The 13,501-nt window shown below is 33.1% G+C and carries 12 protein-coding genes; 9 read left to right on the top strand and 3 right to left on the bottom strand.

The window, feature by feature from the left end; genetic code table 11:
• Nucleotides 1-117: 117 nt before the first annotated feature.
• From AC4FQ3_RS17210 to AC4FQ3_RS17200, 3 genes are all read right to left on the bottom strand, one after another.
• Nucleotides 118-2,391 carry a lipocalin-like domain-containing protein gene (locus tag AC4FQ3_RS17210; RefSeq protein ID WP_491182662.1) on the bottom strand — a complete coding sequence of 758 codons (2,274 nt, stop codon included), beginning with the start codon at nucleotides 2,389-2,391 and terminating at the stop codon, nucleotides 118-120.
• Between the two features lie 922 nt (nucleotides 2,392-3,313).
• Entirely contained in the window at nucleotides 3,314-4,135 is an 822-nt protein-coding gene (locus tag AC4FQ3_RS17205; protein ID WP_491182661.1) for a phospholipase A, read from the bottom strand.
• A gap of 144 nt (nucleotides 4,136-4,279) precedes the next feature.
• Nucleotides 4,280-5,299 carry a hypothetical protein gene (locus tag AC4FQ3_RS17200; RefSeq protein WP_491182660.1) on the bottom strand — a complete coding sequence of 340 codons (1,020 nt, stop codon included), beginning with the start codon at nucleotides 5,297-5,299 and terminating at the stop codon, nucleotides 4,280-4,282.
• Between the two features lie 200 nt (nucleotides 5,300-5,499).
• On the opposite strand from AC4FQ3_RS17200, the gene AC4FQ3_RS17195 reads away from it, so the two are divergent.
• From AC4FQ3_RS17195 to AC4FQ3_RS17155, 9 genes are all read left to right on the top strand, one after another.
• Entirely contained in the window at nucleotides 5,500-6,015 is a 516-nt protein-coding gene (locus tag AC4FQ3_RS17195; RefSeq protein WP_042565074.1) for an RNA polymerase sigma factor, read from the top strand.
• Nucleotides 6,016-6,063: 48 nt separating this feature from the next.
• Nucleotides 6,064-6,963 (top strand): FecR family protein, encoded by a 900-nt coding sequence (locus AC4FQ3_RS17190; RefSeq protein ID WP_491182659.1) that lies wholly within the window; start codon nucleotides 6,064-6,066, stop codon nucleotides 6,961-6,963.
• 27 nt (nucleotides 6,964-6,990) lie between these two features.
• Nucleotides 6,991-9,498 (top strand): TonB-dependent receptor, encoded by a 2,508-nt coding sequence (locus AC4FQ3_RS17185; protein ID WP_491182658.1) that lies wholly within the window; start codon nucleotides 6,991-6,993, stop codon nucleotides 9,496-9,498.
• Nucleotides 9,499-9,793: 295 nt separating this feature from the next.
• Nucleotides 9,794-10,675, top strand: coding sequence for a COG4315 family predicted lipoprotein (locus AC4FQ3_RS17180; RefSeq protein WP_491182657.1), 882 nt, complete (start codon nucleotides 9,794-9,796; stop codon nucleotides 10,673-10,675).
• 80 nt (nucleotides 10,676-10,755) lie between these two features.
• Nucleotides 10,756-11,151 (top strand): OB-fold protein, encoded by a 396-nt coding sequence (locus tag AC4FQ3_RS17175; RefSeq protein WP_491182656.1) that lies wholly within the window; start codon nucleotides 10,756-10,758, stop codon nucleotides 11,149-11,151.
• Between the two features lie 2 nt (nucleotides 11,152-11,153).
• A complete protein-coding gene (locus AC4FQ3_RS17170) occupies nucleotides 11,154-11,996 on the top strand; it encodes a DUF5777 family beta-barrel protein (protein ID WP_491182655.1) in 843 nt (280 codons plus the stop codon).
• Nucleotides 11,997-12,006: 10 nt separating this feature from the next.
• On the top strand, nucleotides 12,007-12,357 hold the full coding sequence (locus AC4FQ3_RS17165; RefSeq protein WP_463460378.1) for a cytochrome c: 351 nt from the start codon (nucleotides 12,007-12,009) through the stop codon (nucleotides 12,355-12,357).
• A gap of 11 nt (nucleotides 12,358-12,368) precedes the next feature.
• Nucleotides 12,369-12,914: a YceI family protein gene (locus tag AC4FQ3_RS17160; protein ID WP_491182654.1), complete on the top strand. Its 546-nt coding sequence runs from the start codon at nucleotides 12,369-12,371 to the stop codon at nucleotides 12,912-12,914.
• 132 nt (nucleotides 12,915-13,046) lie between these two features.
• A complete protein-coding gene (locus AC4FQ3_RS17155) occupies nucleotides 13,047-13,448 on the top strand; it encodes a hypothetical protein (RefSeq protein ID WP_491182653.1) in 402 nt (133 codons plus the stop codon).
• Nucleotides 13,449-13,501: the final 53 nt, after the last annotated feature.

Raw genomic sequence — 13,501 nt, 5'->3', positions numbered from 1 at the left:
CTAAACCAACTATAGAATATTAGTGAAAATTCGTGTTTATCTATTAAATTTAAGCTGCTATTTAATCAAATGAAGTCCGAGTGGTTTTTCAGAAGAAAATATACTCTTCATATCACATTATCCTTTTTTCAATGCAAACCAGCCAAAGGCCCGGATTCTTATTTTAAAAAATGAATCTTCTACTACTTCATCTACTTTTTTCCAGGCCTCCTCTACAAGCTCTTCTGCTTCCTGCCTACAGGCGGCAATGGCACCACAATTTTGCAATGTAACAATTACAGATTCTATAATCGCTCTGTCTGTAGGCATTGTTTGAATTATTTCCCAAACATATTCACGTTTATCCAAAGGCAATAAACCCATTGCTTTGGCAACAGGCATGGTTATTTTTCCCGCTGTAATATCTTCTCCTTTATCTCTGTTATTGTCGTACCCCTGCAAATTCAATACATCATCCATTATTTGATAGGCGACACCAATGGCTTCAAAAAAAACACCAAGCGCATTTATTTCTTCCGGTTTGCCCCCTCCTAACAGTGCTCCCATTTTGGCCAATGTACATGAAGAGGCTGCTGTTTTTAACCGGTGTATCGTATAAATCCTCTTTTCCAGTAATGTGTTATCCCCACTATTTACTGCATCTGGCATGAGATAATGAAGCCCGCTAATATCCATTGCCTGGCCTGCATGCCCAGCACGCATCATTCCAAAATAAAATTCATATACCTGCAGCCGGATATGTTCTGGAAGCTTCGGACTATGCATCATCAATTCTCCAATAAAATAACAGGCATTGCCCGCATTAATTGCAAGTGCTTCTCCGTACATCAAATGCAAAGCGGTGCCTCCTCTGCGTGTATCAGACTTGTCCTGCACGTCATCTACAATTAATGATCCTGTATGTATGATCTCTAGCATGGCGAGCCAGTCGACAAACGGCTGGGAGTTTCCGCCAACAACGTCTATACAAGCTAAAAACACATAAGACCGCCAGGATTTTTTATTACGATCAACAACTTCCCTGATTGGTTTGATAACAGTCGAAACATATTGTTCTTTATCAGCAGTGCTAAAAAAAGAAGTTCCCAGCGAACTGTTTACCAATCTGTAAAACTCATCGTCAGTAGGGTCTAAAGGCAGTAATGATTCTATCGCCTTTTGCGTTGCCTTACCAACATTTTTTAAGAAATTTTCAATATTTATAGTAGTATTAAATCCGTTTATTTCAATATATCCAGGGCCGGAAACTTCTGCTGCCATAAAACTTCCTGTAGCATTTACACATCCTTCCCAAATTGCCGGCGCAGAGAGAATCGTAATAAACTCTTGTTCCGGAAATTCAGCTTTAACAGAAAGAGAAATATTAAATTCTGGGATTTCCAATCTCCAGGAAACGGGATACGAAATAAAAGTTTGAACGCTTGTCCAGTAATCTTCAGGAGTAAATGAAAAATCTTCTGTTCTGTTTATTTCACCATCCGGAGCTATCATAATTACTATACCTCCAGCATGTGCACCATTAATTTTATTATCAAAAAGATTATATCCGGATATCTGGCAGCCATTATCCAGCTGGAGTGCTATCCAGTTCCAGGCCAGATCATGCTCAAGGTCAAAGTTTGGGTTTTCATCTACAGACCTGCCGAATTCATGATCATACCAACCACTGCCCTCTACATTGTAAACTGTATTATCGATCAGGATCTCCCCGCTTACGTCACATTTTGGAATAAAATAATAAAACAGATCTTCTCTTCCTATACTGCTCCCCACTCCATTGTTTCCATGTCTTACCGGATTTGTTAAGGGGACAAAATCAAGTCTGCAAGCGATTCCTTTCGATGGGTTTTCCAGATTTAAATGATAGTTGCCCTGTTCCTCTTTCTTAAAAGAATTCTCATCATATTCAAGTGAAAGATTCTTCGTCCCTACAGTAACAGTTTTTTTAAGAAATCTGTCAGGCAGCGGCACATTTCCTTTCTCATACACCTCTTTTAATGCACGGCGAATCCATTTGGTTCCCACATTTTTTTCGTCGTATTTCTTAATCATTTTTAATGCTTCACTTGGTAAACTTCTATCTACAAGAGAGTCCGTATAATACTTTTTCCCGTCGATGTCTGATAAGGACCAGATTACAGAATGTGTATGGTTTAAATTTCCTGTATGCTCGTCTCTTTTTGCCGCCCTGAAAAAGGAAGCGAATAAAGAAAGCCGTTTACCATCTTTAGAAGTCAAATGACAATTTTGATACCACCATTCGATTCCGGATGCATCGTGTGGAAGGTCATGAATATCTAAATCGATCGGGCCATCAGCGGGCCATGTGGAATCATAATCAGATAAAATAATTTTTAAATCTGTTTGTTGAGCGTCGGTTTCTTGTTTCATAGTTTTAGACATATTAGTTATTATTAAATAATATATTTACCTCCGCTCTCCAAAGTCTCTTCTCGATAGCGAAAATAGTATTAGAAATTAAATGTTGTGCAGCTCAATACAGTCTAAAACTGAAAACAGGAATAATGAATTCAGAAATTAATACAATTGCAGAGGTATAAATCAATCATTTTGTTATGTAAATACGTAACATTTCTATCTTCCCTCATAAATCTCTAATACTGTAAATGAGTCTAACTCTATAAAATATGGCTTGTAATCCAAAGGCAGATATGCCTTCTTTGGATATTATCGGATCAAAGCTAGTTGTGGAGAAATATTAAAAATTTTATATCTCCTAATTATTTTTAATGCAGAGAACGCAATCCCGCATAGCTATCGGGATTCTCAGAGTTCACTAAGATTTAAGTTGTGTTTACACAATCTAAGTCCGCAAAGCTTTGTGTCCCGAGGCTTCGGGATATTTTTACTAAACTAGTATATTTAAAAAAACTTTGCGTTCTCCGTGATAAATTTTTCTTTCTCCACAGGTTTTTGTATTACTCCATATTATCTGACGGGACCAAACCGCCAGCGCTCTTTATTTGTAAGATAACTTTAACCTTATTATTCGTTATCTGTTTCTGTAGTATACAAATTCCTGAAAAATCAGGATTATATAAAAAGTGAATTTTATAAGAATAAAGATACTAAAATTATTTTATCAGCCAAATAACACACAGTATATTTAACTGACTTATAATTACTTATAAACTAAAGTAATTACAAATCAGCAAAAAAAGATGTTTTATGTTTGTCGTTTTTGTAAGATAAAAAAAACTGGGTAGTACCGAAAATGGTTTCATTGCAAGACTAAGAATATCTTTTTTTACTTCTTTAGTTAAAGTAAAAAGTACAATGAAAATAAAGTAATTTAAAAAATGCCCATATTTTCAGGCTTGATTGTAAATCCCAAACGAATCATGCTTTTGTGTTCCTGGTAATCAATCAAACTTTCTGTGTAGCCCACAAACCATTGTAATGTGAGATAATAATTTTCATTTTTGTAGGGTCTCCAGTTTACCTGTGTCTGCAGCGATCCATAATTGATAAGGCCGCTTCCTTTTCTAAAAAGAACATCTGCACTCCATCGTCCCGGTTGTATCTGGTAAGTTGCACTCGCTTCGCCATAACCTACATATTTGGTAAGTCCGGGATTATCTTCCTTATCGACAAGCGGAATCCATCCCCTCAAACCAACTGTCCATCGTGGGGAAATCTGCGATTTTAATGAAAACGCAAGCATATTCCATGTTCTGGAATAAATAGAATCCCTTCCGTTTGATTCGTGTTCAAATGAAACTGTTCCGTAAGTTAGCCTTCCTCCTTTTAAATAAAATGGACGAACAATAGCCACACCGGGATTAAAATTAATTTCGGAAAATGGTTTTGAATTGGCATAAATATCCCAAAAAGCTTTTTGAGTGTATAGTAAATAGGGATAAAAACCTGCGAATATAGGCTTTGAGTACAATCGTAACTTAAAACTAACCTGATATTTTACATCGGCAGAGTTTTTAGTAATTGGAGCATTTATTGGCACACCCGTTAAAAAATAATTATCCCTGTGAACAGAAAAACTATTTTCCTTCAATAAGGAATCTGCTGCGCGAAAATTTTTTTTATCTTCTACAATTTGTGAATTTGCGTTGAGTGAAAACAAAATGAAAAAGATCAATAGGTATTTGAAATGCATTTATATGGATTAAATTGAGATAATTTATTAATTTATATAAATATCCATGATTTTAATAAACCTTGTTAACTCAATAAAAAGTAGAGTTAACTCAAAAAATGCAAGAGGAATATTTTATTTAAAATTCTTTCAGGGATAAAGAACTTATAATTTTTCAAAATAAAGATAATTGGTGCTATCAGTTACATCACGTAACCTGATTTGGGAATTATTAAATTCAAACAATTTCCAATTACAACTTAATTTACCAAGTAATTCTGAACTGAAATTTATTTTTAATTCCCTAACATTATTCACCACCGTACTTTCCCATGTTCCAGTTTCTGCAATTGCTCCTTTTTTAGCAATTACCGATTTGTCACTTTTAAATATAAACCAATAATCACTATAAGAAAGCGTTTTTTCTGAATCATCAAAATAATAAGCTATTTTCCAAGAGCCATTTGTTAGTGTCTCTGTAAAATCAAGTGTTGCAATGTTATTTTCCGGACAGTAATCAATAGCATATTTTATAGCATTTTCGAACTCCAAATTATTCGTAATCGCCTTTACCTGATTATGATAATCTAATACAGAAATTGGATAATTTAATGAAATATACTGACTGCCATTCAGGTTTTTTATAAAATTAAAAAAAGCCTCATCGCTTATAATCGATTGAGAACTTGCAAATTGACTGGCGCTGTTATAGATATTAATCGTGATAGGATAATTAATATTTAACCCATTAATTTTGGATAAAAGATCAGGGTAAAGATTCCAATAATCAATTAAATCATTAAAATCATTTTCATTCTCAATTAGTTTTTGTACGTAATTGTAGTAAACCATCGTTACCGGAAAATCTATTTTTACAATATCGTCATCGTAAGTACTTGCATTGATATTATCTACTACTTTTTGATAATCAGCAGTTGTATTAACGGCAATTTGTTCATTATTAACAGTAACAGTATAAGGAAGTTTTATTGTACAGTAAGTAGATCCGTCGATTACATTATCCTGCACTGTTGGTACCATTGCCACTCTTTGCAGATAAGTAGTAAGAGGAGAAACACTTGTAATTGTTCCCTGCGCATTATTTCCCTGCTCATCTCTGTCGTTTTGACAAGACAATAAGACTAAAAGGAATGCTATTGATAAATATTTTTTGAAAGGGAACATACTTATATTTTTACAAAGGTAATAAAATTTAAGAAACTGCTTTTTAATAAATCTGGTATTAAGGGTTTCTGTTTCACTTTTTTAAATTGTTAATTATCATAAGAAAATTTATTTTTTACTCTTATAAAACAATCAGCTTTACTTTTACCCTACTTAAAGTAAAAACAAATACTTTTGCTACTACAAATTGAAAAATCCAAATGCCAAATAAAACCGAATCAAATACTTGTGATGAAATAGTCTTTTCGTCTTTTTTTAAAAGTCACATAAAAGCACTTCGCAATTTCCTTTTTTACAAATTTGGCAATTTAGATCAGGCAGAAGATATAGCACAGGAAGCATTTGTAAAACTTTGGCAAAACTGCGCTTCGGTGCCTTTGGAAAAAGCAAAATCGTACATCTATACGATTGCAAACAATAGCAGTCTTAATGAAATTGCACACCAGAAAGTGGTGCTGAAATATGAAAAAAACTTCACAGGCTTAGACAAAACAAATGAAAACCCGGAATATCTTTTAGAGGAAAAACAATTTCAGTCTAAACTTTTGAAAGCTATCGAGAACTTAAACGAAAAACAGCGTGTTGCCTTTTTGATGCATCGAATTGATGGAAAAAAATACAGCGAAATTGCCCTGGAATTAAACATTAGCGTAAAAGCTGTCGAAAAACGCATTCACTTGGCATTATTGAGTCTTCGTAAAGAAATTGATTTATAAAGTAGGGTAAATTTAGTTCCAATTGTTTTAATATATAATAGTAGTACAATGAAAAAGAATCGCTTATTAGCAAAATGGCTCAACAATGATTTGTCGGAAGATGAATTAGCTGAATTTAAAGCAAGTGCCGATTTTGAAAAATACCAAAAAATAAAAAATTATACAGAACATTTGGAGATAGGTGATTTTGATGATAACGCTATGCTGTCAAACATTCTTAATCAGAAAAAAGAAACTCCAAAAGAGATTCCTTTACACAATAACTGGATATTTAGAGCAGCCGCTATATTTGTTCTGGCACTTGGAATAACCTTTTTGCTGAAATTTTTTGTACCACAAACGGAAACGGCAAGTTTTGGAGAAAAAACAACTTTTTCATTACCTGATAATTCTGAAGTTGTACTAAATTCAGGTTCTGAAATAAATTATAAAAAATGGAACTGGGACGATAACAGGCGTCTTGAACTAAAAGGTGAAGCTTATTTCAGGGTAGCCAAAGGCCGACGTTTTGAAGTACAGACCAGTCTGGGGAAAGTATCGGTTTTGGGAACTCAGTTTAACGTAAAAGCCAGAAAAAACAGGTTTGATGTAGTGTGCTATGAAGGTCGTGTAAAAGTAAATTACGCAAACTTTCAAATTTTATTGACACACGGGCAAAGCGTTAGTTTTGAAAACGGAAAACAAACTAAAATGAAAGTACGTTCCTTAAAACCGGAATGGACAGAAAATCAAATATGTTTTTATAAAGAAAATATCCGAACGCTGCTAGACGAAGTTGAAAGGCAATATAATATTAAGATCGAATTAAACACAAAAGATACAGTTTCCTTATTTACGGGAAAATTACCCGCCAAAAACCTTGATATAGCTTTACAGATTATTAGTACAACGTATCATTTGGAGGCTAAAAAAGTCTCGAAAAATAAAATAATTTTTGACGAAAAATAAATGTTCTTCCCCAAACAATTTCATTTTTTGTTTTTTCTTTTTTTCCTTGTCCTGAATCTTTTTGCTCAGGACAAAGGAAAACTTATGCCTTTTAAAAAAATCATAATTGATATTGAAAAACAGCATCAGGTTAGCTTTAATTATACTGAAGACAATATTGCCGACCTGAAATTAGTTCCACCAAAAAAATCACTTTCCTTAGATCAAAAATTGCATTATTTAGCCAAAAACACCAATTTATCTTTTGAAAACATTGGAAACAAATTCATTAATATTTATAAAAAAGAGATTGAATTACAACTAATTTGCGGCTATATTTTTTCTAAAACAGATAAAAAACCCATTGAAAATGCCAATATCAGTTTAGCCAACAACAATCAAATCACAACTGATTCAAACGGTTATTTTGAATTTAACGGGGAGGATAAAAACGCAGTCCTGATTAGTCACATCGGCTTTATAGCCAAAAGAATTGTGTTGACTAATTCCGATTCTAAAAATTGCCTTCAAATACTGTTAGACCCTGAAATTACAGAACTGGCAGAAATTAAAGCGAATGCTATTTTAGCTTCGGGAATTTCAAAAAACAACGATGGATCGTTTGAAATTAAACCCAAGAAATTTGGAATTTTGCCAGGGCTTATCGAACCGGATGCCTTGCAGACCATGCAGCAAATTCCCGGTGTAAACAGCATCGACGAGAGTGTATCAAGCATCAATGTTCGCGGCGGCACACACGATCAGAATTTATTTTTGTGGAACGGAATACGAATGTACCAAACGGGACATTTTTTTGGTTTAATATCGGTTTTCAATCCCAATTTGGCACATACGATTTCGATTTATAAAAATGGAAGTTCGGCATTTTTTGGAGAAAGTGTTTCGAGTGTCGTAGCGATTTCTTCTACTCCCGAAACAGCAGAAAAAAATGCTTTTAGCGCAGGAATAAATATGATTAATGCCGATGTTTATGCAAAGTACAATCTTTCGAAAAAGAGTTCTATCGAAATTTCAGCCCGCAAATCTATTACCGATTTTGTAGAAACACCTACTTATAAGGAATATTTCAATAAAGTATTTCAAAACACAACAATCACTGATTTTTCACAAAACCAAAATATAGATTATCGCAGTGACAAAAAATTTGGCTTTTATGATGCTACGCTCAAATATGCTCAAAAAATCGGAAGCAAGGATCAGATTATATTAGATTTAATTACCATTAAGGACAATCTGGAGGTTTTTCAAAGTGCTATGGTGTATGATATAAACAGATCTGAAAACAATATTTTGCGTCAACAAAATTACGGTGGAAATTTGTCCTGGAAAAGAAACTGGAACCGTTTCAATACTACCAAAGTGAATGTTTATAACTCTGCTTATGAACTTTTGGCCAATCAAAGAACTACTATTGGAAACCAAATCGTTATTCAGGAAAATACGGTAAACAATAATGGAATTAATTTAGAAAGCAATCATATTATTACTTCCAGATTTAGTTTTAATGATGGCTATCAGTTTAACGAAGTAGGTATTTCTAATTTAGAAAAGGTGACAAATCCTGATTTTTATCGTAATGTAAAAGACGTTCTGAGAACTCACGCCCTGATTTTGGAAGGAAAATACAACGATACGCTCGCCAGAATATATTTTAAGGCGGGAACCCGAATTAATTATATCGAAAAATTTAAAAAATTTATTATTGAACCGAGAATGCAATTTGGTTACAGCATCAATAAAAATTTAAATTTAGAATTGCTGGGCGAACTAAAAAGTCAAAATTCGCAACAAATCATTGATTTGCAAAAAGATTATTTTGGTATTGAGAAAAGACGTTGGATTATATCGAATAATACCACTATTCCTATTCAAAAGAGCAAACAAGTCTCTTTAAATTTATTCTACAAAAAAAATGACTGGCTGTTGGATATAGAAAATTTTTATAAAAAAGTAAGCGGAATCACAACTTCCAGTCAGGGTTTTCAAAACCAGTTAGAGTTTATTAGAACGACTGGCGATTATGAAATTTGGGGAGCAGAAATGCTAGTTCAGAAAAAAATGAATCATTTTCTGACTTGGTTAAGCTATACGTATAATCATAATAATTACCATTTTTCTAATTATGAGTACCCAACTTTCCCTAACAATTTTCAGTTAATGCATACGGTTTCGTGGGCGGGAATTTATGAGAAAAACAATTTTAAAATTGCTTTGGGTACAAAATGGTCTTCGGGCAGGCCAAAAACTTCGCCTGATTTTTCTCAAATTGACCTTTCAAATCCCCAATTGGTTTACAACAAACCTAATAATACCAATCTGCATATTTTTTCGCAGGTTAATATTTCTTCTACTTACAAGTGGGAAACTGCAAACGGAATTCAGTACAAATTAGGAATTTCTATCTTAAATATCCTAAACCGAAAAAATGAAATCAGCGAATATTATAGAATAAGTTCATTAACAAATTCTATAGAAGAAGTTGAAACATTCGCATTGCAAAGAACTCCAAATGTGAGCTTTAGAGTTTCACTCTAGCCCTATTTCCTTCAAGATTTGTAACCAGTTTCTGTCTCTTTTTTTTATTTTTTTATAAAATAACAATTCTTTGGTAGGGTAATCTGCATTAAAGCTGTTTTACTTCTGAATCTATCAGAAGAAGAAAATGGCTCCCATACAAAACGTAATACTTGATTTTAATGACAGTTCGTAACAATAAGCAAATCTGATTATTGAACGAAATGCTCGTGGACTATAATCAAACTAAAAATGCTTTACTGGTTCTGTAAAGTAGCTTTTCCCCCTTTTTATAATTAATCAAATACAAAAAACAATGAAATTAAAACAAATTAAATTCGCTTTAGTTGCTTTTGCAGCAACAACATTTTTCCTAAGCTGTAGTAGTGATAATAACAACGATGAGACTCCTACAACTCCGGAAGTAAAGATTGAAGTTAAACTTTCTACAAGTACAACATTAGGCTCTTATCTTTCTGATAAGGATGGAAGATCTTTATACTTTTTTTCAACAGATGCTAATGGACAAGTTTCTTGTACAGGAGGTTGTGAAGCTGTATGGCCTGCTTTTACAGTAGATAATTTAACTGCAGATAAAATAGGTACAGGATTAACATTCTCTGATTTTGGTACTGTAACTACTGCCTCTGGTAAAAAACAAGTAACCTATAAAGGATGGCCTTTATATTATTATGCACCAAGTGTAAACGGAACTAACACAGCAGAAGCTGCCGGTGCAACAACGGGCGACGGAGTTGGTGGTGTTTGGTTTATAGCAAAACCGGATTATTCGATTATGATCGTAAGAAGCCAGCTTGTAGGACATGATGGTAAAAACTACAAATCAGATTATACTGTTGGAGATGGCCAGACCACTTATTTTACTGATGCTAAAGGATTAACGTTGTATGTTTTTAAAAACGATAATTTCAATAAAAACAATTTTACCAAATCTGATTTTTCAAACAATCCTGTTTGGCCAATATATGAAACCGATAAAATTGTTGTGCCTTCGACACTTGACAAAACTAAATTTGGTGTTATAACTGTATTTGGTAAATCTCAATTGACTTACAATGGCTGGCCTTTATACTATTTTGGACAAGATGCAAGCGTAAGAGGCGCTAATAAAGGAATTAGTTTCCCAAGCCCTGGAGTTTGGCCGGTACCGGTAAAAGATTTGCCACTTGCTATATAAACAATAGTTTTTGTAAATCATACTATTTAAAAAAAGAAAGTTCTACTCTACTACAGTAAAATTTAAATCAGAAAATCCAAATGACTAAAACAATAATTAAAGTACTGGTACTTCTACTGGTAATTAGTTTGGGCTCTTATTATATCTATAAAAATATTTTATACAAAGATGCCAGAGACATCAATAGTGAAAAATCAATACTTACGATTTCTGCCACAGATTTAGAAAACGAATATGCTTTAGATCCTGCAAAAGGAGATGCAAAATATTTAAATAAAACAATTGAAGTTGAAGGAATCGTGTCTGAAGTTACTGATTCGTCAATGGTAATCGACAATAAGATATTTTGTAAAATAGACAAAAAGGCTGAAAAGACTTTAATGAATAAAAAGATCAATATAAAAGGCAGATGCATTGGTTTTGATGATTTATTCGAAGTAGTAAAATTTGATCAATGCAGTATTCAACAACATTAAATATGAAAAAAATATTCTTAATAGTCAGTTTCTTAATCTGTCTTTATAGTAATGCGCAGGAAGATTTACTCTCCGGCCTGGACTCAACACAAGTGGTTGACAAAAACGTAACAGCAACATTTAAAGCTTTGCAGATTATAACCTTGCAGTCAACAAAATTACCTGCAAAAAAAGAGTTTTACATGGTAATTTCTCATCGATTTGGTACTGTAAAAGGCGGGATTTCGGAGTTTTTTGGTTTTGATGATGCCACTACAAAAATTGGTGGAATTTACGGAGTTACCGATTGGCTTGCTGTAAGTGCATCACACCATACTTTGCTGAAAATGAATGAAGCATCTTTAAAATACAGACTAATAAGACAAAGTGATAAATTTCCTTTGGATATTGTTGGCTACAGTACAATAGATTTTAATAGTGGATTAAAAAAAGACGATTATCCTAAAATTGAATTTTCTGATCGGTTAACGTATATAAATCAAGTGCTGATTTCAAGAAAATTCTCTGATAGATTATCTTTAGAATTGGCTCCTTCTTATATCCATAAAAACCTATACAATCCTGCTATTGAAAATGATAATCAATTCACTTTGGGTGCAGGCGGACGCTTAAAATTAACCAAAAGACTTTCTCTTAATTTAGAATACGGCGAGAATTTTAATAAACCGGACTTCTATAATAATCCGCTATCAGTAGGACTTGACATAGAAACGGGAGGTCATATTTTTCAATTGATTTTTACAAATTCGCAGTCAATGACCGAAAGCGGTTACTTAACAAGTGCTGCCGGCGATTGGGGCAAAGGCGATTTCTTCTTTGGGTTTAATTTATATAGAGTTTTTTAAAAATATAAACATGAAAAAATATATTTATTTATCGATCATCATTCTATCCTTATACGGTTGTGAATCTAATACTTATGAAAGTCTGGAAGAACCAACTGTGATAGTTGACAAAGCTACTTATACTAAAAATGTCAAATCTATTATTGATCAAAATTGCATTGGCTGTCATCCTTCTTCGGGTCAGCTTATACCTTTAGAAACTTATGACCAGGTAAAAGATGCTCTTTTAAATGGTGAATTGTTAGACAGAATTCAAAGACAAAACGGAGCTGCAGGTATAATGCCAAGATCAGGAAGAATGCCACAGGATAAAATCAACACCATTTTGCAATGGAATACGGATGGATTATTAGAAAATTAAATCAAATTGAAATGAAAAAAATAATTGTAGTGCTATTTTTATTTGTTGGAATATTACAGGTTTCGGCTCAAAAATATGCAACAAAAACAGGTAGTTTAAAATTTGAAGCAACTGTTGATGCTGTCGAAGAAATTGCAGCTGAAAACAAAAATACATCGGCTATTTTAGAATCATCAACAGGAGATATTGCGGTTTTAACGCTTATGAAAGGATTTCGTTTTAAGGTTGCCTTAATGGAGGAACATTTTAATGAAAATTATGTAGAATCGGATAAATTTCCAAAAGCAACATTCAAAGGAAAAGTAGAAGATTTTGACGCATCAAAGCTTTCCGCTACGGCAAAAGCATTTAAGATTTCCGGAGATTTAACCTTACACGGAAAAACACAAAAAGTAACTGCAAACGCCAAAATTTCAAAATCTGGTGATAAAATTACGGTTACAGGAAATTTTGATATAAAAGCACAAGACTTTGATATCGAAATTCCAAAACTGGTTAGCAATAAAGTATCTAATAAAATCAAGGTAAGTTTCAATCTTTTGCTAGCCAAATTATAATTAGAAATACAACCACTTCATACTACAATAAAAAATTCTGATTTCATCTTTAGAAATCATTAAACATGACTACTATTTGAGGTCAGTTTCATTCAGGCTGACCTCTTTTTTAATAACCTCAACTAAATTTAAATGATCTGCAAAAATTATGTTGTCGCCGGAGAAGATGTAAATGATGTTATGGTGATGGAAAGCAATGCCTACATTTCATACACGCTTAGATTATTACATCATTTTTTGTTTAATAATGGATTCTCAAAAGAGAAACTCAACGCTTTACATCTGGGTTTGCAAGAGGGAAATCATGTTTTAGTCTGTTATAAAAATCTAATGTTTACCGAACCTTTTTTTGTTGAGATGAAACATTGTTCTATAGAAGACAAAATCAACATTAAAAGTTCTTTCTTCAACTCAAAAAAAGAATGCTGTGCAGAGGTTACCAAAGAAATGGAATGGTTCGATCCTATTCGAAGAGAAGTTATAGCAGCACCTAAACAAATTCTACAGCATTTTAATTCAAATATCAGATCTTAAGCCAGGAATCATGGTCTTATTTTATTGACCATGTTCTATTTTATACTTACTCC

Source organism: Flavobacterium sp. AK-345, assembly GCF_058310175.1.
The sequence above is the reverse complement of the archived record's forward strand: the minus strand, read 5'-3'. Positions and strand labels throughout refer to the sequence as shown.

Excerpts from the sequence above, each read along its gene's own strand:
- AC4FQ3_RS17165 (WP_463460378.1), top strand. The coding sequence starts at position 12,007 with ATGAAAAAATATATTTATTTATCGATCATCATTCTATCCTTATACGGT.
- AC4FQ3_RS17195 (WP_042565074.1), top strand. The coding sequence starts at position 5,500 with ATGCCAAATAAAACCGAATCAAATACTTGTGATGAAATAGTCTTTTCG.
- AC4FQ3_RS17200 (WP_491182660.1), bottom strand. The coding sequence starts at position 5,299 with ATGTTCCCTTTCAAAAAATATTTATCAATAGCATTCCTTTTAGTCTTA.
- AC4FQ3_RS17180 (WP_491182657.1), top strand. The coding sequence starts at position 9,794 with ATGAAATTAAAACAAATTAAATTCGCTTTAGTTGCTTTTGCAGCAACA.
- AC4FQ3_RS17205 (WP_491182661.1), bottom strand. The coding sequence starts at position 4,135 with ATGCATTTCAAATACCTATTGATCTTTTTCATTTTGTTTTCACTCAAC.
- AC4FQ3_RS17210 (WP_491182662.1), bottom strand. The coding sequence starts at position 2,391 with ATGAAACAAGAAACCGACGCTCAACAAACAGATTTAAAAATTATTTTA.
- AC4FQ3_RS17155 (WP_491182653.1), top strand. The coding sequence starts at position 13,047 with ATGATCTGCAAAAATTATGTTGTCGCCGGAGAAGATGTAAATGATGTT.
- AC4FQ3_RS17160 (WP_491182654.1), top strand. The coding sequence starts at position 12,369 with ATGAAAAAAATAATTGTAGTGCTATTTTTATTTGTTGGAATATTACAG.
- AC4FQ3_RS17175 (WP_491182656.1), top strand. The coding sequence starts at position 10,756 with ATGACTAAAACAATAATTAAAGTACTGGTACTTCTACTGGTAATTAGT.
- AC4FQ3_RS17190 (WP_491182659.1), top strand. The coding sequence starts at position 6,064 with ATGAAAAAGAATCGCTTATTAGCAAAATGGCTCAACAATGATTTGTCG.
- AC4FQ3_RS17170 (WP_491182655.1), top strand. The coding sequence starts at position 11,154 with ATGAAAAAAATATTCTTAATAGTCAGTTTCTTAATCTGTCTTTATAGT.